Origin of the sequence: Acinetobacter lwoffii (assembly GCF_024129855.1) — a bacterium.
Classification (GTDB): Bacteria; Pseudomonadota; Gammaproteobacteria; order Pseudomonadales; family Moraxellaceae; genus Acinetobacter; species Acinetobacter lwoffii_L.
This window is the reverse complement of the sequence record NZ_JAMXXC010000001.1, coordinates 241945-263964: the sequence shown is the minus strand read 5'-3', so window position 1 is coordinate 263964 and position 22020 is coordinate 241945. Positions and strand designations below refer to the sequence as shown.

Annotated in this window: 35 protein-coding genes; 22 read left to right on the top strand and 13 right to left on the bottom strand. The window is 40.4% G+C overall.

Annotated elements, in window-relative coordinates; all coding sequences use genetic code 11:
• Positions 1-28: 28 nt before the first annotated feature.
• A complete protein-coding gene (locus NI465_RS01265) occupies positions 29-670 on the bottom strand; it encodes a putative metallopeptidase (RefSeq protein ID WP_253143986.1) in 642 nt (213 codons plus the stop codon).
• Positions 630-1067, bottom strand: a complete 438-nt coding sequence (locus NI465_RS01260) for a putative endonuclease domain-containing protein (protein ID WP_253143984.1) — start codon at positions 1065-1067, stop codon at positions 630-632. The genes NI465_RS01265 and NI465_RS01260 overlap by 41 nt, the downstream gene beginning before the upstream one ends.
• Before the next feature lie 242 nt (positions 1068-1309).
• Between NI465_RS01260 and NI465_RS01255 the strand changes: the two genes are divergently transcribed.
• Positions 1310-1492, top strand: a complete 183-nt coding sequence (locus NI465_RS01255; RefSeq protein WP_004646436.1) for a hypothetical protein — start codon at positions 1310-1312, stop codon at positions 1490-1492.
• A gap of 105 nt (positions 1493-1597) precedes the next feature.
• Here NI465_RS01255 and NI465_RS01250 read toward each other — a convergent pair whose 3' ends face one another.
• The 11 genes from NI465_RS01250 to NI465_RS01200 all read right to left on the bottom strand — a co-directional run bounded on the left by NI465_RS01250 (position 1598) and on the right by NI465_RS01200 (position 7874).
• Positions 1598-1771 (bottom strand): hypothetical protein, encoded by a 174-nt coding sequence (locus NI465_RS01250; RefSeq protein WP_005262230.1) that lies wholly within the window; start codon positions 1769-1771, stop codon positions 1598-1600.
• A 766-nt stretch (positions 1772-2537) separates the two neighbouring features.
• The gene (locus tag NI465_RS01245) at positions 2538-2774 is read right to left on the bottom strand and encodes a hypothetical protein (protein ID WP_004646432.1); all 237 of its coding nucleotides are present in this window, start codon (positions 2772-2774) and stop codon (positions 2538-2540) included.
• A gap of 164 nt (positions 2775-2938) precedes the next feature.
• The gene (locus NI465_RS01240; protein WP_191112999.1) at positions 2939-3493 is read right to left on the bottom strand and encodes a hypothetical protein; all 555 of its coding nucleotides are present in this window, start codon (positions 3491-3493) and stop codon (positions 2939-2941) included.
• Positions 3494-3495: 2 nt separating this feature from the next.
• Entirely contained in the window at positions 3496-3900 is a 405-nt protein-coding gene (locus NI465_RS01235) for a DUF559 domain-containing protein (protein WP_174894563.1), read from the bottom strand.
• A gap of 70 nt (positions 3901-3970) precedes the next feature.
• Positions 3971-4255 carry an IclR family transcriptional regulator gene (locus NI465_RS01230; protein ID WP_174894564.1) on the bottom strand — a complete coding sequence of 95 codons (285 nt, stop codon included), beginning with the start codon at positions 4253-4255 and terminating at the stop codon, positions 3971-3973.
• A 2-nt stretch (positions 4256-4257) separates the two neighbouring features.
• Positions 4258-5025 carry a hypothetical protein gene (locus NI465_RS01225; protein ID WP_253143982.1) on the bottom strand — a complete coding sequence of 256 codons (768 nt, stop codon included), beginning with the start codon at positions 5023-5025 and terminating at the stop codon, positions 4258-4260.
• Entirely contained in the window at positions 5018-6007 is a 990-nt protein-coding gene (locus tag NI465_RS01220) for a YdaU family protein (protein WP_253143981.1), read from the bottom strand. The genes NI465_RS01225 and NI465_RS01220 overlap by 8 nt, the downstream gene beginning before the upstream one ends.
• Entirely contained in the window at positions 6004-6303 is a 300-nt protein-coding gene (locus tag NI465_RS01215) for a hypothetical protein (RefSeq protein ID WP_005266733.1), read from the bottom strand. Before NI465_RS01215 ends, NI465_RS01220 begins: the two co-directional genes overlap by 4 nt.
• Positions 6300-7064, bottom strand: a complete 765-nt coding sequence (locus NI465_RS01210; protein WP_253143979.1) for a phage antirepressor KilAC domain-containing protein — start codon at positions 7062-7064, stop codon at positions 6300-6302. The genes NI465_RS01215 and NI465_RS01210 overlap by 4 nt, the downstream gene beginning before the upstream one ends.
• Before the next feature lie 49 nt (positions 7065-7113).
• Complete coding sequence (locus NI465_RS01205) at positions 7114-7593, bottom strand: phage regulatory CII family protein (RefSeq protein WP_005171431.1); 480 nt, start codon at positions 7591-7593, stop codon at positions 7114-7116.
• 56 nt (positions 7594-7649) lie between these two features.
• The gene (locus NI465_RS01200; RefSeq protein WP_005262243.1) at positions 7650-7874 is read right to left on the bottom strand and encodes a hypothetical protein; all 225 of its coding nucleotides are present in this window, start codon (positions 7872-7874) and stop codon (positions 7650-7652) included.
• Positions 7875-7991: 117 nt separating this feature from the next.
• Here NI465_RS01200 and NI465_RS01195 point away from each other — a divergent pair, with 117 nt between their 5' ends.
• The 21 genes from NI465_RS01195 (at position 7992) to NI465_RS01095 (ending at position 21950) form a co-directional block, all read left to right on the top strand.
• A complete protein-coding gene (locus NI465_RS01195; protein ID WP_253143977.1) occupies positions 7992-8765 on the top strand; it encodes a LexA family transcriptional regulator in 774 nt (257 codons plus the stop codon).
• 81 nt (positions 8766-8846) lie between these two features.
• Positions 8847-9149: a hypothetical protein gene (locus NI465_RS01190; protein ID WP_216985902.1), complete on the top strand. Its 303-nt coding sequence runs from the start codon at positions 8847-8849 to the stop codon at positions 9147-9149.
• Positions 9150-9248: 99 nt separating this feature from the next.
• A complete protein-coding gene (locus NI465_RS01185) occupies positions 9249-9464 on the top strand; it encodes a KTSC domain-containing protein (RefSeq protein WP_005104445.1) in 216 nt (71 codons plus the stop codon).
• A gap of 69 nt (positions 9465-9533) precedes the next feature.
• Positions 9534-10472 carry a hypothetical protein gene (locus NI465_RS01180; RefSeq protein ID WP_253143975.1) on the top strand — a complete coding sequence of 313 codons (939 nt, stop codon included), beginning with the start codon at positions 9534-9536 and terminating at the stop codon, positions 10470-10472.
• A gap of 4 nt (positions 10473-10476) precedes the next feature.
• Positions 10477-11385 (top strand): hypothetical protein, encoded by a 909-nt coding sequence (locus NI465_RS01175; RefSeq protein ID WP_253143973.1) that lies wholly within the window; start codon positions 10477-10479, stop codon positions 11383-11385.
• Between the two features lie 634 nt (positions 11386-12019).
• Positions 12020-12373 carry a hypothetical protein gene (locus NI465_RS01170; protein WP_005262268.1) on the top strand — a complete coding sequence of 118 codons (354 nt, stop codon included), beginning with the start codon at positions 12020-12022 and terminating at the stop codon, positions 12371-12373.
• A gap of 151 nt (positions 12374-12524) precedes the next feature.
• Entirely contained in the window at positions 12525-13472 is a 948-nt protein-coding gene (locus tag NI465_RS01165) for a sensor domain-containing diguanylate cyclase (protein ID WP_253099067.1), read from the top strand.
• 46 nt (positions 13473-13518) lie between these two features.
• Positions 13519-13758 (top strand): hypothetical protein, encoded by a 240-nt coding sequence (locus NI465_RS01160; RefSeq protein WP_253143971.1) that lies wholly within the window; start codon positions 13519-13521, stop codon positions 13756-13758.
• A gap of 344 nt (positions 13759-14102) precedes the next feature.
• On the top strand, positions 14103-14537 hold the full coding sequence (locus NI465_RS01155) for a hypothetical protein (RefSeq protein WP_253143969.1): 435 nt from the start codon (positions 14103-14105) through the stop codon (positions 14535-14537).
• Positions 14534-15070 carry a hypothetical protein gene (locus tag NI465_RS01150; protein ID WP_253143967.1) on the top strand — a complete coding sequence of 179 codons (537 nt, stop codon included), beginning with the start codon at positions 14534-14536 and terminating at the stop codon, positions 15068-15070. The genes NI465_RS01155 and NI465_RS01150 overlap by 4 nt, the downstream gene beginning before the upstream one ends.
• Position 15071: 1 nt before the next feature.
• Positions 15072-16193, top strand: coding sequence for an ATP-binding protein (locus NI465_RS01145; RefSeq protein ID WP_253143965.1), 1122 nt, complete (start codon positions 15072-15074; stop codon positions 16191-16193).
• Positions 16190-16876, top strand: a complete 687-nt coding sequence (locus NI465_RS01140; protein ID WP_253143963.1) for a putative quorum-sensing-regulated virulence factor — start codon at positions 16190-16192, stop codon at positions 16874-16876. Before NI465_RS01145 ends, NI465_RS01140 begins: the two co-directional genes overlap by 4 nt.
• The gene (locus tag NI465_RS01135; protein ID WP_005262278.1) at positions 16873-17115 is read left to right on the top strand and encodes a hypothetical protein; all 243 of its coding nucleotides are present in this window, start codon (positions 16873-16875) and stop codon (positions 17113-17115) included. Before NI465_RS01140 ends, NI465_RS01135 begins: the two co-directional genes overlap by 4 nt.
• Positions 17115-17498 (top strand): hypothetical protein, encoded by a 384-nt coding sequence (locus NI465_RS01130; RefSeq protein ID WP_005097185.1) that lies wholly within the window; start codon positions 17115-17117, stop codon positions 17496-17498. Before NI465_RS01135 ends, NI465_RS01130 begins: the two co-directional genes overlap by 1 nt.
• On the top strand, positions 17498-17866 hold the full coding sequence (locus NI465_RS01125; protein ID WP_253143960.1) for a hypothetical protein: 369 nt from the start codon (positions 17498-17500) through the stop codon (positions 17864-17866). Before NI465_RS01130 ends, NI465_RS01125 begins: the two co-directional genes overlap by 1 nt.
• Complete coding sequence (locus NI465_RS01120) at positions 17859-18221, top strand: hypothetical protein (protein ID WP_253143958.1); 363 nt, start codon at positions 17859-17861, stop codon at positions 18219-18221. Before NI465_RS01125 ends, NI465_RS01120 begins: the two co-directional genes overlap by 8 nt.
• Positions 18218-18484 (top strand): helix-turn-helix transcriptional regulator, encoded by a 267-nt coding sequence (locus NI465_RS01115; RefSeq protein WP_253143956.1) that lies wholly within the window; start codon positions 18218-18220, stop codon positions 18482-18484. The genes NI465_RS01120 and NI465_RS01115 overlap by 4 nt, the downstream gene beginning before the upstream one ends.
• A 117-nt stretch (positions 18485-18601) precedes the next feature.
• Entirely contained in the window at positions 18602-19186 is a 585-nt protein-coding gene (locus tag NI465_RS01110; protein ID WP_004646400.1) for an anthranilate synthase component II, read from the top strand.
• 9 nt (positions 19187-19195) lie between these two features.
• Positions 19196-20242, top strand: coding sequence for an anthranilate phosphoribosyltransferase (trpD, locus tag NI465_RS01105; protein ID WP_004279589.1), 1047 nt, complete (start codon positions 19196-19198; stop codon positions 20240-20242).
• Between the two features lie 20 nt (positions 20243-20262).
• On the top strand, positions 20263-21069 hold the full coding sequence (gene trpC / locus NI465_RS01100) for an indole-3-glycerol phosphate synthase TrpC (protein ID WP_005246850.1): 807 nt from the start codon (positions 20263-20265) through the stop codon (positions 21067-21069).
• A 197-nt stretch (positions 21070-21266) separates the two neighbouring features.
• Complete coding sequence (locus NI465_RS01095; RefSeq protein ID WP_253143954.1) at positions 21267-21950, top strand: Smr/MutS family protein; 684 nt, start codon at positions 21267-21269, stop codon at positions 21948-21950.
• Positions 21951-22020 lie beyond the last annotated feature (70 nt).

Sequence of the window (22020 nt, the reverse complement as noted above, 5' to 3'; positions counted from 1 at the left end):
GAATATCAAGGAAAGTGGGCAAAAAAATTTAACCTATGACACAGTTCCCACAACACGCAGCCATACTTGCCTCTGATACAAACGGCGCATTCTTGGCAATTTCCAGAAGCCGTTTTACAGACTCGTCTGCACCCCACCGTCTGGTCTCACCAAAGAACACCTCTACATCATGGCCAGCCAGGTAATGCTTAGGCAGTCCGGTCATATCGCTATAAATGATCTCACCATCTTCATCACGCTCTACACCGATGTGATATAGCTCATGTTCAATCAGTCGACAAAACTCACGATCTGAAGCCTGTTCACAGAAAGCAGCATCTACAGTAATCAGGTATTGAGGTACAAAGCCAAACCAGTCCCGCATCTGTTGTTCTTGGCGTGCTTTTTTCCAGCCGCCCACGTTAAACATGACCTTTTCACATTGGCCTAACACCATACGTTTTTTCGCTACGGCGGCAGATGAAGCCCAGGCGAATGCAAGGAACTCTTCATTGTCGTGAAGCAACTCAGCAATATGATCATGATCCGGGTTATGCAGTTCACCGCCTAAAGTTAACCAGTTATTCATGACCCATTCTTTAAGCTCTGATGCCGGTGCCAAACGTATGGCTTCTTCTTCCTCGGCCTGATCAATCAGATCCGGCGGCGGGAATGGTCTGAACTGTTCCATCTTCTAATCTCTCTAACTGACTTCGAATCCAGTTAATTGCATAACCCGATTCAATCTGATGAGGTTCAAGGCGCACAAATGTATAACCTTGATCTTCAGCAAGATCATACTTATTAAATGAATTCGCTATCTTTTTCCCACCACGACCAACCGCCCATGGACTGCCCACAATTTCTATAAGAAGGTTCAGCTTCACAATATAAAAATCAAACCGCCAATTTTTGGTTGATTCAAATTGAAACTTTCGACGATAACCAATGGCATGTTCTTCTAATTCTTGAAATAGGGTTTCTTCTGCTTCTAAGTATTTTTCTTTGGCTTTCGGTAGTGGCTTATTGCGGGGTTTGGTTTTGATTGGACGCTTCTTGGTTTTCCAGAAATATTCTTTTTCATCCATATACACCCCTTGTATCAGCAATGTATCGAGAAGATATAAATTAAATACCTTGACTATTTAAATAGTGATACAGATCAATCTGGCGACCGGTTTATTATAAAAACCTTTGAAATATAAATAAGATATAAACATTTAAATCCTACATATATCTACACTTACCCCTCCAAATCATCCCATTGTAAGTGCTACTAGTATGTCACTCTGAATAGGTCGAATCTTCGGCAACAAAAATTGAGAAAACTATGTTAGTTAATACAAATACCGCTCAAAAAGCTTCTTTCAATCAATTTTCAAATAATGCTACTGAAAACAAGCCTAAATCAGAAAACCATACACAGAAGCCTACACAAGATAAACCCAATCAAAATGATACAACCTCCACTAAAGAGCAAGATGATCAAAAAGAAAATACAGATAAAAAGTAAATCATCGCTCAATCTTTTGATTAGTAAGAAAAGCCTATCTACCTGATGGGCTTTTTGAAATTTGAAATATCTATTCTACACAACACCACTTCAAATCATCTAGCATCACGCATACAACGCTTCACGCAAATTCTTAATACGCTCTTTCAACTTAATCATGATGCCGTCAATGGTTCGCATCTCATTTAGTGTCAATCCTGATCGACTAAGATTCTGATACTTAGATAGCTCAGCACTGCAAAATTCTAAGTCTTGTTTAGCTTGTACTTTATCTGTCATGGGTACCACCAATAAGAAAAGAAAAACCCCGACAAATTAATGACGGGGTTTGAGTCGTAATATGTTCGACAAAAGGAAAATAGCAATATATTTCAATAAAAAACCCGTTTAACTCTCTCCAATTAAACGGGCTTGACTTGCGTCACAACGTCTTTCTTCTTTTGCAGAGCAACTATATTGCTTAAATATTACAGCTTTATGAAACAGCTCTTTGCTTGAGTGGTTGTTATTCAACTTCTTTCAAACAATCCCGACACACCTTGATTTCTTCATCATCAATCGTGTAATCGATCTCAGTCGCACCGTGTAGGCCGAATAAGCACATCAGTAATCTAAGCATGATTTTACTCCTGGACAATCAAGCAATCATGTCGCAAGAAATGTCAGTTATTTTCACTTATAAAACATAAATTTATAATATTCATTACTGAAATAATGTCATTAACTTTGTCGAACTAAGCAAGATTCATTCCTGGTTAATCAAGCATTTTAATTTGGTATGATTACACTAGTATTTCTCAGGGCAATAAAAAAGCCCTTTTCGCAGGGCCAGACGCTACTCACAATCACACACACCTAACATGCACGGTCTGCTTTACTTGCTTTCAATCCTCTTTAGGTCGGGACGCTACTCCCTAGTCTAGATTCCCGAAGGAAGTTTACTCAAAGGCATGTTCCACTGGTCAGCACTCCAGCAGGAATGGGTTGCCTTTTTACAGGCAATAAAAAAGCCCACCATTTGGCGAGCTTTCCTTGATGCTTAAACCTATTTTTGACATTTCACGTTAAACTGGTATTCGTCTTGAGTGACCTTAATTTTAATATTTTTATATTTTCGTTTGTTTGGATCCATTGCCGAGCCAGCCACTTCCTCAAAAAAGCTACGATCATTCATTAGCTCGCCATACGCTTTATAGCCTAATAAAATCTTTTCAGGCTTTTCGCCTTCAGCCACTAATTTACCGAGAGTATCTTCTAGTTTTTTAACAGTTAAAATCGCCATTTCAATTAGAGCTCAAAAACAAAAAGGCATTATCACTTAATTTTATGAATAAATAATGTCAAAAAAGCCCACCTTTCGATGAGCTTTAATGCCTTGGTCTCGGTTGAACCGTAATACGACCAGTATAGTGAAACTATACCTTGGTTTTCAGAATAATGAAATCCCTATGCCTCAAATTCTTTATAAGTATTTTTCTTATACGTTTTGATGGCCTTGGATGCCTCATCAATGGCAGATTCAATTGCCAGGGTCATGAGATTTTCATATTGCTTCCATGTCATTCGGTAGCAATCTAGGCTCATCTCAGACTCTCTAACACCAGCTGCAAGATGCAACCGCCCTTTGGCAGTAAAGTTATCTTCGAAGGTCGGCTCTAAGGCGAACTGAATTACCATAAAAGCAACACGTTTGGCTAAATCTTTAATCTTGATTCCCTCCGGCTCACGACGTTTATCCTGGACTGCATTCAAAATCATAATATTTGCCAAATGTTCCTGCACATGATCAAAATCAGCTTTTGCCGCTGGGCCAAATACAATAACTGAAGCAATTGCCTTAGCTAGATCAGTATCCATTGATGCAATAGCGCCTAACTTATCTTGATATGTTAAAGGCTTCTCATTAGTCCCATGTACCACAGGCTCAAAGTTAGGTGACTTTGCTGTAGTACCCCGAATCAACCATTCAAACTGTTCAAATTTTTCAACCATCGCATTCATCCCTATTCCCCTACCATCTTCTCAATTTGCTGTATCGCTAAACCTGACTTCACTTGATCTGTACTAAACCTTAATACTTGAAAACCCATCATTGTTGCGGCGTTATATTTTTCCATGTCCCCGATATACCCCTTGCCTCTGGTATGCCTTCCTCCACTCCAGATCGCACCTTCAACCTCTACCAGTATCTTTTTTCCTACCAGGTGGAAATCAGCTCTCCATTTCCGCTTTGGGTGAAACTCAAATTCCTGCTCAAACTCAATTTTTAAAGTCTTTAGTTCTCGGGCCAGTTTCGCCTCAAACTCATTCGGTACTTTTTCGCCTTTCACCTTAGGACGCTTGGAGCGCCCTTTCGGTCTGGTGGCTTTCACCATCTTTTTGTATTCAGCGATTGAGTAGCTGGTCATTCACACCACATCCTCAAAACGACGGCGCCAATTGCCATGAAAATAAACATCAATGTTTTGTTTAGATCCTTCACGCCGCCACCTTCACTGTGAAAATCTGCTTAGTCTTTTCAGTTACGGTGAAGCCTGCAGGTGTAGCGCCATCTCTCTGGATATATCCAGCATGCTCCAACTGACCTAAATAACGCTGTACAGTGCGACGATTACCCTCCATTAGTACCATCACATCAGAAACGCTTGTTTTGCCCCGTTTAGCCATCATTTGACGCAATATACGAATCATTTTCTCGCCTTGGGTTACGGCATGCATCGATGGGCACCAATCCATGGTTTGAAAGTCATATTCTTTTGACATGATCAGTGACCTCCCAATTGCTCACGAATAACCTTAGGCACCTTCACCCCATCCATCTCGCATTTTTCCAAGTACGACTCAGGATTTTCAAAAGGATCTGGCCAAGGATCAGCTATTGCAGTCGGCTGGCACTGGAGACGTTGAGGCTTTGGCACATGACGGTTTTTCACGTTCATGCGCTTTTTAAGTTCTTCAAGCGCTTGCTTTGCCACTTCATTTGGTACCGGGTTATGATCCTCAGCCTTGCTTTCAATCTGCATCACAGCATCCAACACGCCATCAGGCTCACCACGTTCTTTAGCTTCAGTAACGAGTCGTTTGTACACACTGCAAAATACGTTGTGTACGGTATCAGTGGTTTTTAGCATCCCATATGGACCCACTACAGCGTCATAAGCTGCTTTAACTAGGTGATTGATTCGAGCAGAGCGGTTTTCTTTCTCAAAATTAAGAGCCTGTAACCATGCCTCATCAGCGGTCTGATATTCATACCCACCTAAACACCAGTCTTTAAATTCTGGAATCGATGGTGGCCAGCTTGCCGTGTCCAGTCGCTTAAGACCTCGCAAGAATTGCTCATAAGTCAGCACAGAAAGTTTCTGAGCAAACTTGGCAACCACTTGCCCTTTAGTCTGACCGGCCCATTGATCAGTAAATTTTTTGCCGTGTAGCTCAATCATTTCCTTGATCAGTAAACGGGCATCTTCTTCGCCAAATTTGCGAACTTGTTGATCAGGTCCATTCACTTGATTTGAGATCTGGTTATGCATGGCCCACCCCCTCAACCGCATGGATATCAATTATGGCTTGTTCTTCAGGTTGACCTAATTCAGCAAACCACTCCTGTGCTTCACGTGCTGCTCGGCTTTGGTATCCAGAAGGTTTGGCAGCCGGTGCAGATTTCTTGGCTTCACGTAGACGGCGTACTTCGTCTTTGTTGTTTTGAATCCAGGTAAACCATTTCACCAGCCATAAGCTTGGTGTATTTTTGCTATCAGACTTAGCTGAGAAGAAATCACCAAAGTTTGTAAACATAGCAATCAGATCTTGTTCTGGTAGACCAGGATTACGCTGCTTTCCAAGTTCTATGAAATCGTAGTGAATTGGATATACATGTACGCATTCAAGAATCGAATAGCGTTTGTGATCCTCAGCTTGATATTGAGAAAATTGAATCGGTGGAAAAGAAATTTTTTCTTCGCACGCATTACTACTACCACTACTATAAATACTGGTTATTGGTTCATGGTTATTGGTTAATGGTTTATGGTTTATGGTTGGTTGCACGTCCGTTAAATTTCCGTTCAACGCTGCTTCAACGGTCGTTGGATTCTCATTTAACTGACCTTCAACGTCTGTTGAACTATCGCCATTCGATTGTTTAGCATTTGATGAACCACCATTAGGGTCTTGTTGCTTTTTCTCTGCACGTTTTTTTGCAGATGCTTTTCCAGCCTCACTGGCTTGCTTACGCTTACCGTGATATTCAACAATTTCACGCTCACAACGATTGTTGACATAGGCTCCATCCTGAAGAGTAAAAAACTCCTCAAGAACATATTTCAAAGCTGCTGTCTGATCTTCAGTTGTACATTGCAAACGACGAGCCAAACGCTCCAAATTGGATGCATCAATTGGCTTTTCAGTGTCGTAATACATATCTAGAAGATCTCGGTAGATCGCACGCTCAACCAAGCTCAAATGGCGAGTTGCATTGTTGAAATCCCCTATATGATGTTGGTAATAATTCATAACTTTTCTTCCACTTTGAGGTATGCACCAATGCTCTGACCTTCACGCTTTAGCTCATCAAGCATGTCGTCTAAGCCAAATTGATTGTTCCGCTCAACTAAATAATGAATAAACTCATTTTTCACTTCAGCCATTTCTTCATCGTGATGACATTCATGCTCTTCACATTCATGGGTCTCACATTCAAGACATTCATACTCAAAGCCGCTTTCTTTCATTTCATCGGCAATCGTATTTAAGTCAGAACCACTAGATGAAGATATGAAGCCAAGAACATCTTCCAAAGTTATGCTCATGCTGCCACCTGCTGTGCTTTACGCATCTTATTGACTAGGCCTGTAATACGAGTCAGGCCAAAAGCAGTGACACGCATGTGCAAGAACACACGCTCTTTGCCATCGTTGCGATTTGTGATTACTGGTGATGTACGGTTGGTGAATACGCCATTAATGACATACTGGGCATGTGGTTGAAGCTTGCGATCCGAGTCGCGGTAAACCCACTTTCTGTCAATCAATAGCTTGATTAGGTCTGATTCTTTAATACCGATTGTTTTGGCACATTCACGCAGGCAATAAGTATTGGATGTATCAGCAATGACTTCTAATGCTTCAGCCTTAGGTGCAAGTACTGCTACTTTTTCACTTAACTCAATGTTGAGCTTGGCTTGGACTTCGATTGCTTGAAGTAGATGTGCAGGATTGGTGATGTCAAAACTATTTTTAGCCTTAAGTGCCTCTTCCATCGCAGTCATGCGGTCAAAAACTTGAGCCTGTAATTCGTAGCTATACGACATGGCCATTAGACAAGCTTCGCGTTTTGGGAATTTAAAACACGGGTATGTTTGACCGTTTTGATGGTGGATATAGGTATCCGAAAAATTTCGTAGACCCTTATCACCTAAAACCTTTGGAGCTTTCGCCATAAAATCAGCATGACGAAGTTGCACTGGGTTGCTTTCGTTTTTAGCGCGGTATTCGTTAATAAAGTCAACAATCTCAAGTGATGACATTGTTACTTCGTTTGTGTTAAAATTTCCTTGTGTTAACATGTTCATAGTTTAAGTCTCCGATGATTTGAACACCGAAAAAGCCTGATCTCAGAAATCAGGCTTTTTCTTTTTGGGTGAATTTATGCATTTGCTTGCTTAAAGCCATATCCGCTGCTTTAGCGTTTTCAATAATGCGATTAAGAATTTCACTCGCTTCCGCATACTCTTGCGGAGTCACCATGCCATCTTCCAAAACCTCATAAACCTTTTGATTGGCTTTTCCAGTTTCAGAATTCATTTGAAGCAATGCCTCTACGATAGTCATCTGACGATGTGTGCCTTCGCCACCTGCTGGCATAAGAACAAAACCTAGCATGTGCGCCCAAACTTTCAGAACTACCGGGTTTTGGGTCAAAAGCATGATCGCCTCAAACTTCTTTAGACTTGGATCATGGTTCTCCATATTTGGATTGCCATAGTTGCAAATCGTCTTGTGCGCATCACCAGTGACTTGAGCAATATCCTTTGGATCAAATCCTTCGGACTGATTAATCATCTGATGAATCGCTATTCTTGTTTCTTTCTTTAGAATCATGTGAATCCCTGTTTTTGTTCACGTTTCTTTAAAACGATTACTGATTGATAATTGGTTTAAGCAGCTATTGGGGTCTTCTTTAGGAAGAAGTCAAAAAGATTTTTGTGGGATAGCTTGTTATTGCTAGCATCAACAATTGCCTGGATAGTTTCCATGCGGGGTTTTTTACGACCATGAATCAAATGCGATTCCATATAGCCGTAAGACACCCCTACACGAGAACAAAAAATATGCTTCTCATCCTCGCTTAAGGATTTCCAGTAATCATATAGGTTTCGCATGAAAATACACCTTATAGGTAAATTAATATTAAATATACCTTTTAGGTAAAACTTATTCAACCTGTCAGGGTATTTATTTTTTCTACCCAACAGGTAAATTTAGCAAAGGATTAAATAATGGGGTTTGGCATGTCTGGTTTGATGCAAATTCATGAAATACGGCTTAAGAATGCTCGAGACTTAATGAAGGAGTCTGGGTTGAGTCGTACTGATTTTGCTGAAAAGGTGGGGCTTTCTTATAATTTGGTTAGCCAATACATCGGGAAAAACCCGACTAAAAATATTGGCGATGAGACTGCAATCAAAATAGAAGAGGCTTTTGGTAAGCCTAAGGGTTTTTTGGATCAGGCAAATGCCATCACCATGCCTTTAAGTGATATTTCAAATAAAAGCGGAATCCAAATTGCGCCCATTGAATTTCGTGGTGCCGAAGGAAGCAAAAGAAATAATGTGAGAATACCGGTGTACAGGGATGTAAAGGCTTCTTGTGGAAGTGGGATAGAGAATTTTTTAGAAGATCCAAGTGAATATTTAGACATTGACCCATCGCTACTAAGGATTTTAGGTATTCAAGCCAAGCCGGAAAATCTACGTGTGATTTATTCCGATGAATACAGCATGTGGCCAACAGTAGCGCCGGATAGTCCTCTTTTTATTGATGTGGCTGATAAAGATCCAAGCATGCTTAAGAGTGGATCAGTATATGTTTTTAAGCATAATTACGAGCTAAGAATGAAAAGGATTTTTATAAGCTATGCAGGCGGCACAACAGTAAGGCTTGCAAGTGATAATCCTGACAAGATTCGCTATCCAGATGAATTTATTACTAATGAGCAGCTTAATGAAATTGATTTTATTGGTCGCCTGGAATCTGCTTTAGTTAAACCTTAAAAAAATAAAAGCCGCTATATGTGGCTTAGGTTTTATCAAGATGTTGAATATAGTAGCCCCCAAAAAAAGAAGGAAACCACAATGATCGCAACACTTAATAAATCCAAAACTGCGCTAACAATTAATCGTCAAGAATTTAAATTGGCATTAGGCAAAATCGGTGAAGGGATTGATAAGCAAATAGCTTCGCTTAAGAAGGCCAAGCAAAGCTATGACGCTGCTGAAATAGCACGCGAGGTCATTAGTGAGGCGAATATCTTTGAAGCTATTATTGAGGGCTTTAACGAAGCAGAAGAGACTAATCTAAAGTTGGCGGACATAACCAATCTTGAAGTGGCACAAGGATGGATAGATGAATTTTTAGAAAAGTATTCAGATATATAAATAGCCCAATCAATTTTTGTTGGCTGAAGAAGGAAAACTGGCCAAAAGAGGGTTGATAAAAAAGACTGATTAAAACCGAGGAAATAGCTAATAAATATAATGCAAAAGATTGAAATAAATTCACCGAAGATCAGTCATGTGTTTTACCAGCACCACTTGTTGACTGTAGTACTTCAGACGGGTGAAAGATTTCTTTATCGTCTTCTTGAATCTACTACTTTTGCTAAATTTATGGATTCAACTGATAAAGATAAATTTTATAAAACTGAAATTGAAGCAAATAAAAAGTTTAAGCGTATTCAGCTTTTTATTTAATTAAATAGAAATTGGATCGGTAAGTAGTTGGGCTGTATCAGAATGTTTAATAAAATATGAGGAAAATAAATGACTTCACAACAACTTATTCAGTACCTTCCCTCCTCTAATTATATTGAGTATCTTCGCGTCGCCACTGATGGCGTTTCGGGAGCAACCCATATGGCAACTATAAAATGGGAAGATGATATAGAACGAGATTCTTGGGTAAAAATTTATGCTGGAGACAAACCTAGAAGCCTAATTAATGAAATGATCGGATATCTTTTAGGAAAAGCACTTAATTTACCAATGCCTCCTAGAGCTGGTTTTCTTTTAGTGGAAAATAAAATCCTTAATCCAACATTAGTAAATATGCTCAGTGAGGTTGATCGTTATAGGGGTTTTACCTTTGCATGGGTCACAGAAGATGTGAAAGGACAAAACCTTAGAATAGAAATAGAAAATAATCCAACTATCATGAATGTAATGGTTGAATATTTTAGTTCCTGCATGAAAGATTGGGATCAATTATCAAAATTGATCGCCTTTGATGACTGGACATTAAATACAGATAGAAATATGGGAAACTCAATTCATTTGCCAGATAAAACATTTAACCTTATTGATCATGGAGAATGTATGCATGGAGGTAATTGGAAAGAAGCACAATTGCTTGACTTCAATTGTCACCATATAGGTTTTGCAAATAATTTACATTTAAAACTACTTCATGAAAAACATGCATCTTCTGGGCTGTTCCAATATGAAAATACTATGCATGAGCTTGAGCTAGCAAAACAAGAACATCAAAAAGCATTTTTAAAAGCTGAATCAGAGATAAGGCTTCACTTGCATGACCTAATTGGGGATGAAGTCATTGAGACAGGTATTGAAGAAATACCATCTTATTTGGCCTTGGAAACTGTTTTAGGTTTTCTTAAGTATCGCGCAGAAGGTTTAAAGAAATTTAGTGAAAGATGTGATACATTCCTTTCATCCCAATCAATTGTGCGTCCACTGAGTTGATATTATGAATAATTTCAAAGGGCTAGAAGAAAAATTTAAAAAAAAATCTCCTCAAACTTCGGCAATTGAGGGGCATTGGACGCAAATTCGCTGGACACCCGACCTAATAAGTAATGAACAAATATCAATAGGTGTTTTTCTTGAAGAAAATGGATTCATTCACACTAAATTTATTGAAGATTATGGTCGCCTAGAGTGTGTTTATGGAAGTGATATATCCAGTAACCTAGAATTAGCAATTGATTTAATAGAGTATTTGATTAAACGAGATTGGAAAAAATCTGTCTCCCCTCAATTAATATTTGATCAACGAGGATTTGCTCGTGGTGAATCTATACAAGCTATTTTAGATAAATTATTCAACCGTGCAGTGCCATTCGGGAAACCTCATGGTACATCAAATGAACAAGTAGAGCGCTTCCCAACATATAGAACATCAAACTTAATAACTAATATCAAATCACGTATTTTTAATCAAATTGGTGATACTGTTTATGATATTTTCCCCGAGAAATCCTGGTTAGATATCAAAATTGGGCAAAAGACTCATCAAATTGATGTCCCAATTCGCCCAAAAGGAACAAAACAAGTTGGTAGCATCAACTCAACAATTTATAAAACATATGATAAATTTGAGGTTAGCTGCCTCGCAGCACTAACAGACCTACAATTAGCAAAAAAATGTGGCCTTGGTGATGATGCTGTTTTATTCACATTATTGCCTAATGATTATTCATTAAGTTTATTGCCTGAACCAGAACAAGAAAAAAGGTTTAATTTCCTAAAAGAGTTTGAATGGAAGTTAGAAATGAATGAAATAGTGCACCAAAAATATTTTGAAGAGTTTGATATTTCAAATAATATTCTCACTTGGGCACAAAATATTGCTCCAACCCCTGATCTTTTTAATTAATTATCAATAACGCTTATACCCCACCTCACCGGTGGGTTTCCTTTTTCGCAAACTCGCTTATAATTCAAAGTCCAATAACAATAAAACTATAACTATGAAGCACATTACACTTATCACCCTACTCTTATCTTTAGCTTTTACCGGATGCCAAAAGCAACAAGCCTCGAATGTAGATCTGGATGCAGTGACGACTGCCCTAGAGAAGTCAGACAGCATTCTTGGTGTATATATTGAAAAACTAGATTCAGAATTCACTACTCAAGATGTGAAAGTAAAAATTGTATGCAGGGATTACCCTCATGAATACCAAACGAACTATACTCCCAATATGCTTAAGTTGAATTCGAACTACACTGAACCAGCTCTGTTGGCTGATATGGATCTCATTATGGATCATTACAAGAAAAGAGATAGTATCCGCTGCTAGACATTTCTCACGACTGAAACATTGGTTCGATACACTGAGCCTAAGGTCAAGCATGAGAAGACCTGTAATAACAAAGTAAAAACCATCACTAACCCGCTATCCGCGGGTTTTCTTTATGTAAGGTAAGTGTAACCTTGTCTTTAAATGTTACATTATAACAATTAATATAAAGATACCTATGATTCATAAATAGAAAGGTAAGTATCAATGAAATATTTGTTAGGTGCAGCATTGTTAGGATTAGCAATTACTGGCTGTACTTCAAATCCAAAAAATGAAGTGGTACAAGAAAAAGTTGTGAGCAATACTCCGGCTGAAACTCAGGTAATTAACTTTACTGGTCCAATGGATCTTACAGTTGAATTGAAATCTTCGGATAATTTTGAAACTGCAGAAATGACAGATAATTCTGGCAAGGTTTATCACCTTAAGCGAGCTATTTCAGGAAGTGGTATGCGTTTAGCCAATAATGATGGTGTTTCAATTCACTTCAAAGCTGGTGAAGGTATTGTAGAGTTTATGAAAGATAAACCTATCAGTATTACTGAATACAAAAAATAAGATTATTGTTCTAGGACAACCCACCTCAGTGGTGGGTTGTCTTTTTATTATATGAAGTAATATTCCTATCAGTTTAAAATTATAATATATGACGCTGTAGTCTAAAAATTGTTTTTCCATATCTCTCTTAGTACAAATACGGACTAACTTAATGAATAATATTAACTTTAAGAATTTCGAAGAGGCTGGCCAAGCTATTTTAAAATTCTTATCTCAACGATTTGGATTTAAGTTATGGATGATTACCCGTACCGAAGGTGATGACTGGATTGTGTTACTAAGTGAAGATAATGGCTATAACGTTAAGCCAGGACAAGTATTTCAATGGGCAGATTCGTTCTGCTCACACATGGTACAAAATAATGCGCCCCGCATTGCCCCTTACTCGCCCGATGTTCAAGTTTATACAGATGCACCAATAAATAAACTTGTCACTATTAAAGCCTATATCGGTCAACCTCTTTTAAAAGAAGATGGTTCCTTGTTTGGCACTCTTTGTGCAATTGATCCCGAACCTCAGTCTAAAGTCCTTGTTGAGGATGCTCCATTGTTTGATCTTATAGGAAAGGTGCTTAGTTACACGATTCAAGCTGAATTAAGAGCAACCGAACACATACGTAAAGCTGAACGCTTTGAAATGGAAGCATTGTCTGATCCAATGACTGGACTTTATAACCGTCGTGCTTGGGATCGATTAGTTGAGTTAGAAGAAGAACGGTGTAAGCGATATGGTCACCCTACTGCTGTGCTTATGATTGACCTAAATGATCTAAAGATTACTAATGACAATCTAGGACATGCTGCTGGTGATGAGCTGATCAAAAGAATGGCTGTAGCTTTAAAAGGCATAGTACGTAGCAATGATATTATTGCTCGCCTAGGTGGTGATGAATTTGCCGTACTCAGTATCGAAACTAATCTGCAGAATGCTGAGAAGCTTGTAACAAGAATTCAAAATGCTTTTGCGAAAGCTGAAGTTAGTGCGGCAATTGGTCTTGCAATGCGAAATCCAACATATGGGTTATCCACCGCCATCATAGAAGCTGATAGAAAGATGTATCAAGATAAAATCTTAATTAAATCTATTAATAATGATTGACAAAAAGCCGCATACCCGGGCGGCTCTTGGATCGGGTGGAGAACTTATGCTTGAATTAATTGTTATTGATATATCTGAAACTAAACCAAAATCACTCTATGCTAGACAATTCAAAACCCATCCTCGCGTAGGTGAATGGATTGAAATAGATGAAAATGAAGAAGGGGTTTTATATGAAGTTGTTAAGGTTGCTCACTCGACAAATGGTGGTGATTCAGATTTATACGTAAAGCCTCTAGGACTAACTTATGAAGTTGTTGGGAATCTTTGTGGTAAAAGTGATTAGCGATATTTAAATGGTTTTCGCTTAAATCATTAGGATTAGTAATTAAAACACCGATAAGTTTCACCCCAGTTAGTGGAGATGAATCCATTACCTCTATTAACTGACCTTCTTTTGTAATACCAATCATTCTAATGACTCCATCCAACCCATCCCTGTGATGGGTTTTCTTTTGTCTATTAAATCTTATTTCACCTGAAGAGTAAAAATATTTTTACCATTTTTACCCAACAGGTATTTACTTTATTTTACCCCACAGGTATATTTTATCTCACAGACAACAAAAAGCCCCAGCGTTGCTGTAACAACCTGGAGCGTGACCCATCACCCTACTGAGTGAAATTATTATGAACACAAAATTAACTCCACACAATAGCTTCAAGGTAACTCTGTTTACCGCTGCCTTAACTGTAAGCGCCTTGGCATTTGCTCATCTTGCTGACTTTGGTACTGACCAGGTAGCACCAGCTCAAAATATTCAATCTGAATATGGAATTGTTTCTTTAAAGATGCTCGACGATATGCGCGGTGAAGCAGTCGTAAATCTGGATGGTTTCCGTTTGGAAATCACTTCGTTTGAAGTTGAAGCATACCCGGATGATTACGGTGTACCAGGTTCCGAATTCACAAATATAGAAGTCGTTGAACTAGGTGAAATCAAGGCGTTCGATGCTAATGGCAATCCGTATAAAGACTTCACAGACTACCAGGATCACCGCGAAATCAATTCAATGATCGCCGGCTACATCATGAAGCACCGCTTGGTGGAGGTTCAGTCATGATTTTAAATTCTGCTGATCAAATTTTTGAAGCACTCCTGAATGGCCAATCGGTCTACTGGTGTGAGTGTGGCTCTGATGACTGGTCTCCTTTAAATGATCGAACTCAAATTAATTTTGTAGACCTTTACACCGGCTTCCTGCAATTCAAAGCAGATGAGCTACCTGTAGTGTCAATGCCGATTGAGTTCAACTCAACTCATCGCTACTTCTCTGAATACATCAAGACCTTTGAGGGACTTGAAATATATCGAGTAGGTAAAACTCGGGCCAGCTATTTTGCCCTACGTGTCAAAAGCTCAGGAACTATTGCTGACTATTTCTGCAACACAACTATCTATTCCATTCAGCCGGACGGCTCATTGAGGAAGATGGATAAATCCCTTACTCCGAAATGGATTTTAGATGGACTGGAAAATGCGCGTGTTGCTATGCGAAAGAACAAGCGTCATCAAGTTTTAGAAAGTACCGGCTTCTTTGCATCGGAAGACTATAAGAACTTTAAGCGTAATAACCGTCCTGCAGGAGCACGTTGAGATGGCGATTAATATTATTCCAGCGAATCAAGCGCTGCTAGTTCAGGCAATTATTGTTTACCTGTATGCAGATCCAGGCTTGGGTAAAACCTCTATCGGCTTTACTGGTGATAAGGCTATTTCATTCGACTTTGACAAGGGTTCCCACCGTACTGGTGAACTTCGTCGCGGTGCTGTAGTTCAGGCTCACCAGTGGTCTGATGTTGCAAACCTCACAATGGCTGATCTTGAACCATATAACACCATTGTGATTGATACCGTCGGTGCAATGCTTGAAAGCATCAAAACACATTTAATGCTGAATGCGACCAACAAACAAAAAGATGGATCGTTAAAGCTTAAAGCCCAGGGCTTGGCCAACAACATCTTTAAGCAATATGTGAATACGCTGATCGCTTCAGGAAAAGATGTGGTGTTTATCGCTCACGCTTCTGAAGATCAAAGCGGTGACCAGGTAATTTATCGCCCTGATCTGGGTGGTAAAAACCGTAATGAGCTATATCGCATTGCTGACATTATGGGCTATTTGACCACAGTCACTACTGGTGAAGGCAAGAATGCCCGGGTAATTAGCTTTAAGCCTTGCCCTACCCATCACGCTAAAAATGCGGGTGGTTTAGGCGGTGAGACTGGTGAAGTATGGGTGCCGGATCTAAAGACCAGCCCTACATTTCTGGCCGATCTTATCAAACAGGCTAAGGACCATATCAATACCCTGACACCAGATCAATTGGCCGCAATCAAGGCTCAAGAAGATCTAGAAAACTGGGTACAAAGCTGTGGTGAGGCCCAGTATGCGAGTGATCTAAATCAGCTCACTCAGTCCCTTGAAGACACTCATCTGTATTACAAGAATATGCGTGCCGAGCTGGTTCGTCGTGCTCTGGAAATGAAGTGCATATTCGATAGACAGCGCAATGCATGGACAGATCCACCAGAGTTTAATGGCATTTCTGATGAGCAGCTTGCCGATCTACAGGACTTTATCGATACCTGTGGGCTTGATGCAAAAACAGTATGTGAGCACTTAGGGCTTGATGCTCTCAACCAAATAGAAGCTTCCAAATTTGAAGCTGTAAAAAATGAAATAGAACAATTGGCTAAAGGGGAAATAACAGCATGAACGCAATAATTCTTGATACCGAAACCAACACTATTAATGGGTATCCAATTGAAATCGCTTATGCACCTTGCTCTTTTGAGCAGGGAGTATTGCAGTTCAACCAGGCTGACCTGTTTGATGAATACTTCTCATGCCCTGAGCCTATTTCATTTGGTGCGATGGGAGTCCATCACATCCTGGAATCCGATATTGCTGCCAAACCAAGCTTTGACACATTTAGTCTTCCTAAGTCTGTGGAATGTATCGTTGGTCACAATGTCAAATACGACATTGAGGCGATTAGTAAGTGTGGCGTTAGTTCTGAGAATTTAAAAACTATATGCACCCTGGCTTTGGCTCGATTTGCATGGCCAGAACTGGAAACTCACACCCTTAGCGCCCTGTTCTATTTCGTGAGCACTGATAAAGAAAAAGCACGTGATTACCTACGTAAAGCGCATAACGCTAAATATGACATCTGGTTCACGTACATCATTCTTAAAAACATTTGCCTAAAGCTGGGCATTAAGGACATGACTTCTCTGTACCAGATGTCTGAGGTGGCATTAATCCCAACCAAAATGCCATTTGGCAAACATAAAGGCACTGAGATTCAGGATCTTCCTAAGGACTACATTAAGTGGTTTTTAGGGCAAGGTGATATCGATCTGCATTTGCGTAAAGCATTGGAGGCTGCAGCATGATCTTCAGAATTAAAAAGAAGCATGAAGTCGGTTTCAAGTTGTGGCTAGAAAAATTGGGTTATACCAAAAATGAACTTGCAGATGGCAGTTCGACATTTAGCGGAAAAGGCACACGCAAGACACTAAGTTATGTGCTTTTAAAGAAAGATTTAACAGGCAATGCAGCATGCCAGGTGCTATTTGGTGAATATGAAGAGCACCTGGATAACCCTGATTATTTAGATGTAAAGGTGGCGTGATGGAAAAGAATAAATTGTGGTGCGTAGGAATCTGCCCTGAAGATGATAGTCCGCATGAACAGTCACCTGCTGCATCAAAAGAAATTGCTGAACGTGCTTTGGCTCGATACAGAGCCATGACTAAAGCTGAAGGTAATCAGTTCATGATCGAATCATTTGATGAATACTTTCAGGTTCAAGAATGGGAAGGCACAGCTGAAGAACACCAGGAACAAATGTTTTATACAGAAGACTGGTTTAAAGAGCCGATGTACCAGTGCAAAAACATGCAGCAGGCTGAACAAGCTTTTAAGTACGGTGAAATCGTGCACTGCTACAAAGATAGTGCTGAGTTAATTACTTCTGATTTTGATGAGGCTAAGCGCTTCTATGAGGTGGCGTGATGGATATTCAAAGAAAAGCGTTTGAGTCATCAAACAATGTAAATCCAGATTGGTCTTTTAAGTTTGATGAAGAATTGCAGCAATATGTTGCCACTGATTTTGAAATGACAAATCAGGTTGATGAATTTAATGAGCACTGGGATACGTTCCGCGCTGGATGGGAAACCAAAGCCCAAGCGGTGCCGGAATGGATTAATGTTCACCTACTTTCACCGCAAATTGATACTGAAGTTTTGATTTGTGTTGATGATGACGTTCAGTTAGCCGTTTGGCGTGTAGACGATTGCGGCGGGTATTTTGAAGATGCTATTGGTGAAATTAAGTGGTGGATGCCCTTACCAAAAGCACAGGAGCCAACCAATGACTGAAATTCAATTAACAAAACTTCAACTGGCTAACTATGTTTGTGATGAGCTGCATAAAGAAATGCCATTTGATCTGATTTTTAATCAGGGTGAATTCGTGCCATTTATGGAAATCATTGATGCTTCAAATCTTGATGTTGGATTTCCAGTCAAGAACATCGGTGACAAGATTCATGTCGGTGTAACAAAGGGAAATTCAAACGGTATATATGAGGCATTGAGTAGTTATATCGCAGAGCATCAAAAACCGGAAAACTGTATTGATCAATTTATTGCTAGTGGTGAATTTGATAAGGCTTTTAAGGATGTGTTTGGGTTGCCGGAGACGGTAGTAAGAAGCTTAAAGGAGGTGTCATGAGTGAATCTGAACGTGATTTACTCGAAGCTATCTTTGATGAGATGCAGGAGCTTAAAAGAGCAATGGCAAATCAAGATGAGCGCCGAGTAAGTATCAAGGAATTTGCGAAGCGGATGAATATGAGTGAGCCGACTTTGTATGACCGGATTAAAAAAGGAGAAATTGACCAGCCGACTAAAGATGGCCCGAGAAGTTACTACCTAAATAGTTATGTGAACGAAGTTGTCACAAGGCATTCAAAAACTGGTAAAGTAGCCGCTTGATTAGCGGCTTTTTAATGCCTGCAAAATCAGTCACTTTTCTAAAAGTGAGTAACATAGTGAGTAACGATTAGAAATAAAGATACTCATTTTCATAATTCTCAAGAGGTTACGTGCGATATGCTTCTCATGATCGACAACTATGACTCCTTTACTTATAACATCGTCCAATATTTTGGCGAACTGAATCAAGAAGTAAAAGTAGTCCGTAATGATGCCGTGACATTGGAAGATATAGAGCGATGGCAACCCAAGTATTTAGTGATTGGTCCCGGCCCGTGCTCGCCAAGTGAAGCAGGGATTTCTATTCCTGCCATTCAGCATTTTGCTGGAAAAATTCCTTTACTGGGCGTTTGTCTTGGTCACCAGAGTATTGGTCAGGCATTTGGCGGTGATATCGTGCGTGCCAAACGTGTCATGCATGGTCGTCTGTCTGATATGTACCACAGTGATACCGGGATTTTCAGCAATCTTCCTTCTCCATTTCCTGCAACGCGCTATCATTCCCTAGTGATTGATCAAGCCACCTTGCCCGAATGTCTGGAAGTGACGTGTTGGACCAATGAAGCGGATGGCTCTATGGAAGAAATTATGGGTGTGAAACATAAGACATTGCCGGTCGAAGGCGTGCAGTTCCATCCTGAATCGATTCTGAGCCAGCATGGTCATCAAATCTTTAAAAACTTTCTCGAAATTTATGCCTAAGAACACCTTATGAATATTCAACAAGCTTTAAGCAATATTACTAAAAACATTCACCTGACTCAGGATCAAATGCAAGACGTGATGCGTGCCATCATGTCAGGTGAAGCGACCGATGCCCAGATTGGTGCCCTGCTGATGGGCTTACGTCTTAAAGGCGAAAGCATTGATGAGATTACCGCAGCTGCACGTGTCATGCGTGAACTTGCCACTAAAATTGATGTCAGTGACATTCCTTATCTGGTCGATATCGTCGGCACAGGCGGTGACGGTCAAAACCTGTTTAACGTTTCTACTGCCTCTGCATTCGTGATCGCAGCAGCGGGCGCAACCATTGCCAAACATGGTAACCGCGGCGTTTCGACCAAATCAGGTTCGTCAGATTTGCTGGAACAGGCCGGGATTAATCTGGACCTGAATATGCAGCAGACTGAACGCTGTATCCGTGATGTCGGTGTCGGCTTCCTGTTTGCACCGAATCATCATCAAGCCATGAAATATGCAATCGGCCCACGTAAAGAATTGGGGATTCGCAGTATTTTCAACCTGCTCGGTCCTTTAACCAATCCGGCTGGCGTACAACGTCTGGTCATTGGCGTATTTTCCAATGAACTCTGCCGTCCAATTGCCGAAGTTATGAAACAGCTCGGTGCTGAACATGTGATGGTAGTACATTCACGTGATGGTCTGGATGAAATCAGTATTGCCTCTTCAACTCATGTTGCTGAACTGAAAAATGGTGAAGTCACTGAATGGGAAATTATTCCTGAATCGGTCGATATTGAGTCGCAAACCCTGACCGGACTGATTGTGGAAGATTCTGCGCAAAGTCTGGCTTTGATCAAAGATGCGCTGGGCAAGAAGAAATCAGACATCGGTGATAAAGCCGCGAACATGATCGCGCTGAATGCCGGCGCGGGTATTTATGTCTCCGGTTTAACCAGCAGCTATAAGCAAGGTGTTGCGCTGGCACATGACATTATTTACGGCGGTCAGGCACTTGAAAAAATGAGTGTGCTGTCTGAATTTACCAAAACCATTAAACATTACGAAGCTTAATTCGGTCAGGGATTTTGATCATGGTGGATATCGCAAACACAATTTTAGGCAAGATTGTTGACCGTAAAAAAGAAGAGTTTGCCCTACGTTTAAAGCAGAAAAGCTATAAAGATCTGGAAGAACTGGCACAAGGTGCATCACCTGTGCGTGGTTTTGCCCGGTCTTTAGTGTCGAAACGTCCGGGTGTCATTGCTGAAATTAAGAAAGCTTCGCCATCTAAGGGCATTATTCGCGAGAACTTTAACCCTGCGGAAATTGCAGCACAGTATCAGGAGGCAGGCGCAGCCTGTTTATCGGTGCTGACCGATGTAGACTTTTTCCAAGGACATGATGACAACATTCAGATTGCCCGTTCACATTGCGACCTGCCTGCACTGCGCAAAGACTTTCTGATCGATCCTTATGGAGTTATCGAAGCACGTGCTCTGCATGCAGACTGTATCTTGCTAATTGTGGCTTGCCTGTCTGATCAGCAGTTAGAAGAAATGTCTAAAACTGCATTTGAACATCATCTGGATGTACTGGTTGAAGTTCACGATGAAGAAGAACTATCCCGTGCTTTAAAACTTTCTGATCGTTGTCTGCTCGGTGTAAATAACCGTAATTTAAAAACCTTTGATGTGGATTTAAACACATCATTACGTTTGAAAAAATTACTGGACCCTTCACGCCTGCTGGTGACTGAAAGTGGTATTGCCACACCTGCGGATGTTGCGATGATGCAGAAAAATGATATTCACGCCTTTCTGGTCGGCGAAAGCTTCATGAAACAACCACGTCCGGATCATGCTTTCCGCGATCTGTTTGGTGAGCCTGAAGCGGTTTAAAATGTAAATGCTCACCTAAGCATTAAAAAAGCCCAATCTCAGGATTGGGCTTTTTTATTTTCAATATTGAAAAGTAGATCATAGATTCTCGAGCGTATTTAAAATCCTCAGCAATGTCATGAACGCAATTCAGTTCTCCTTTGTCTATTTTCAGACTATAATTCTTGTAAATTCCGCATCTCCCTTGTTTTTACATTATGAGTAAACACGATTCTTCATTATCTAAAGATCAGTACAACCTGCTGAAATCTTTTAAGAAGCAAATTACACAGCCGCAAACGCCTGCGGTCGTTGCTGCACCTGTTGAAAAGACTGTCGAGCAAGAAGCGTTAGAAGAACTGGAATTATTCCGCAAGCAAATGCAGGGCGTACAAAAAATTGAATCGGGAAATACGGTTCAACTGGACAAACCACGCAAGAAAAAGCCGGATGCACAAATCTTGGCAAAGCGTGCAGCGGCTACTGGCCCGCTGGAAACAGAGGCAATTGCTTTATCAGATACTCAGGCCATGCTCAATCCTGTCGGCAGTCAGGCCAACTTGAGCTATCGCATCGCCACCTTGCAGCATAAAGTGTTTGAAGACTTGAAAGCCGGTAACTTGCGCTGGTTTGAAGCTGTGGATCTGCATGGCTGTACCGTGGAAGAAGCGCGTCAAGCCGTGCTGCAGATTATCCAGATCGCCAAAGATGAAAACCAGAACGTGATTAAAATCGTACATGGTAAAGGTCCAGAAGCGATTTTAAAAACCTATGTCAACGGCTGGCTGCGTCAGCATCGCGATGTTTTGGCTTTTGTCAGTGCACCTGAAAAGCAAGGTGGTACCGGTGCGGTATTGGTTCTGCTCAAACGTGCAGAAAAGAATCCAAAGTTCAAACAGTAAACGGTTTTAGCCTCAAAACAAGGCATTGTAAAAGTTTTCTGCTACAATGCCGTCCTTGTTCATTCTCAGT

Coding starts and splice junctions, on each gene's coding strand:
- NI465_RS01095 (WP_253143954.1), top strand. CDS start 21,267: ATGAGTAAACACGATTCTTCATTATCTAAAGATCAGTACAACCTGCTG.
- NI465_RS01155 (WP_253143969.1), top strand. CDS start 14,103: ATGAACACAAAATTAACTCCACACAATAGCTTCAAGGTAACTCTGTTT.
- NI465_RS01180 (WP_253143975.1), top strand. CDS start 9,534: ATGACTTCACAACAACTTATTCAGTACCTTCCCTCCTCTAATTATATT.
- NI465_RS01245 (WP_004646432.1), bottom strand. CDS start 2,774: ATGGCGATTTTAACTGTTAAAAAACTAGAAGATACTCTCGGTAAATTA.
- NI465_RS01215 (WP_005266733.1), bottom strand. CDS start 6,303: ATGAGCATAACTTTGGAAGATGTTCTTGGCTTCATATCTTCATCTAGT.
- NI465_RS01220 (WP_253143981.1), bottom strand. CDS start 6,007: ATGAATTATTACCAACATCATATAGGGGATTTCAACAATGCAACTCGC.
- NI465_RS01205 (WP_005171431.1), bottom strand. CDS start 7,593: ATGATTCTAAAGAAAGAAACAAGAATAGCGATTCATCAGATGATTAAT.
- NI465_RS01115 (WP_253143956.1), top strand. CDS start 18,218: ATGAGTGAATCTGAACGTGATTTACTCGAAGCTATCTTTGATGAGATG.
- NI465_RS01120 (WP_253143958.1), top strand. CDS start 17,859: ATGACTGAAATTCAATTAACAAAACTTCAACTGGCTAACTATGTTTGT.
- NI465_RS01110 (WP_004646400.1), top strand. CDS start 18,602: ATGCTTCTCATGATCGACAACTATGACTCCTTTACTTATAACATCGTC.
- NI465_RS01165 (WP_253099067.1), top strand. CDS start 12,525: ATGAATAATATTAACTTTAAGAATTTCGAAGAGGCTGGCCAAGCTATT.
- NI465_RS01150 (WP_253143967.1), top strand. CDS start 14,534: ATGATTTTAAATTCTGCTGATCAAATTTTTGAAGCACTCCTGAATGGC.
- NI465_RS01145 (WP_253143965.1), top strand. CDS start 15,072: ATGGCGATTAATATTATTCCAGCGAATCAAGCGCTGCTAGTTCAGGCA.
- NI465_RS01140 (WP_253143963.1), top strand. CDS start 16,190: ATGAACGCAATAATTCTTGATACCGAAACCAACACTATTAATGGGTAT.
- NI465_RS01235 (WP_174894563.1), bottom strand. CDS start 3,900: ATGACCAGCTACTCAATCGCTGAATACAAAAAGATGGTGAAAGCCACC.
- NI465_RS01170 (WP_005262268.1), top strand. CDS start 12,020: ATGAAATATTTGTTAGGTGCAGCATTGTTAGGATTAGCAATTACTGGC.
- NI465_RS01160 (WP_253143971.1), top strand. CDS start 13,519: ATGCTTGAATTAATTGTTATTGATATATCTGAAACTAAACCAAAATCA.
- NI465_RS01195 (WP_253143977.1), top strand. CDS start 7,992: ATGGGGTTTGGCATGTCTGGTTTGATGCAAATTCATGAAATACGGCTT.
- NI465_RS01200 (WP_005262243.1), bottom strand. CDS start 7,874: ATGCGAAACCTATATGATTACTGGAAATCCTTAAGCGAGGATGAGAAG.
- NI465_RS01125 (WP_253143960.1), top strand. CDS start 17,498: ATGGATATTCAAAGAAAAGCGTTTGAGTCATCAAACAATGTAAATCCA.
- NI465_RS01240 (WP_191112999.1), bottom strand. CDS start 3,493: ATGAATGCGATGGTTGAAAAATTTGAACAGTTTGAATGGTTGATTCGG.
- trpC (WP_005246850.1), top strand. CDS start 20,263: ATGGTGGATATCGCAAACACAATTTTAGGCAAGATTGTTGACCGTAAA.
- NI465_RS01185 (WP_005104445.1), top strand. CDS start 9,249: ATGCAAAAGATTGAAATAAATTCACCGAAGATCAGTCATGTGTTTTAC.
- NI465_RS01265 (WP_253143986.1), bottom strand. CDS start 670: ATGGAACAGTTCAGACCATTCCCGCCGCCGGATCTGATTGATCAGGCC.
- NI465_RS01130 (WP_005097185.1), top strand. CDS start 17,115: ATGGAAAAGAATAAATTGTGGTGCGTAGGAATCTGCCCTGAAGATGAT.
- NI465_RS01175 (WP_253143973.1), top strand. CDS start 10,477: ATGAATAATTTCAAAGGGCTAGAAGAAAAATTTAAAAAAAAATCTCCT.
- NI465_RS01255 (WP_004646436.1), top strand. CDS start 1,310: ATGTTAGTTAATACAAATACCGCTCAAAAAGCTTCTTTCAATCAATTT.
- NI465_RS01260 (WP_253143984.1), bottom strand. CDS start 1,067: ATGGATGAAAAAGAATATTTCTGGAAAACCAAGAAGCGTCCAATCAAA.
- NI465_RS01250 (WP_005262230.1), bottom strand. CDS start 1,771: ATGACAGATAAAGTACAAGCTAAACAAGACTTAGAATTTTGCAGTGCT.
- NI465_RS01135 (WP_005262278.1), top strand. CDS start 16,873: ATGATCTTCAGAATTAAAAAGAAGCATGAAGTCGGTTTCAAGTTGTGG.
- NI465_RS01225 (WP_253143982.1), bottom strand. CDS start 5,025: ATGCATAACCAGATCTCAAATCAAGTGAATGGACCTGATCAACAAGTT.
- NI465_RS01230 (WP_174894564.1), bottom strand. CDS start 4,255: ATGTCAAAAGAATATGACTTTCAAACCATGGATTGGTGCCCATCGATG.
- NI465_RS01190 (WP_216985902.1), top strand. CDS start 8,847: ATGATCGCAACACTTAATAAATCCAAAACTGCGCTAACAATTAATCGT.
- trpD (WP_004279589.1), top strand. CDS start 19,196: ATGAATATTCAACAAGCTTTAAGCAATATTACTAAAAACATTCACCTG.
- NI465_RS01210 (WP_253143979.1), bottom strand. CDS start 7,064: ATGAACATGTTAACACAAGGAAATTTTAACACAAACGAAGTAACAATG.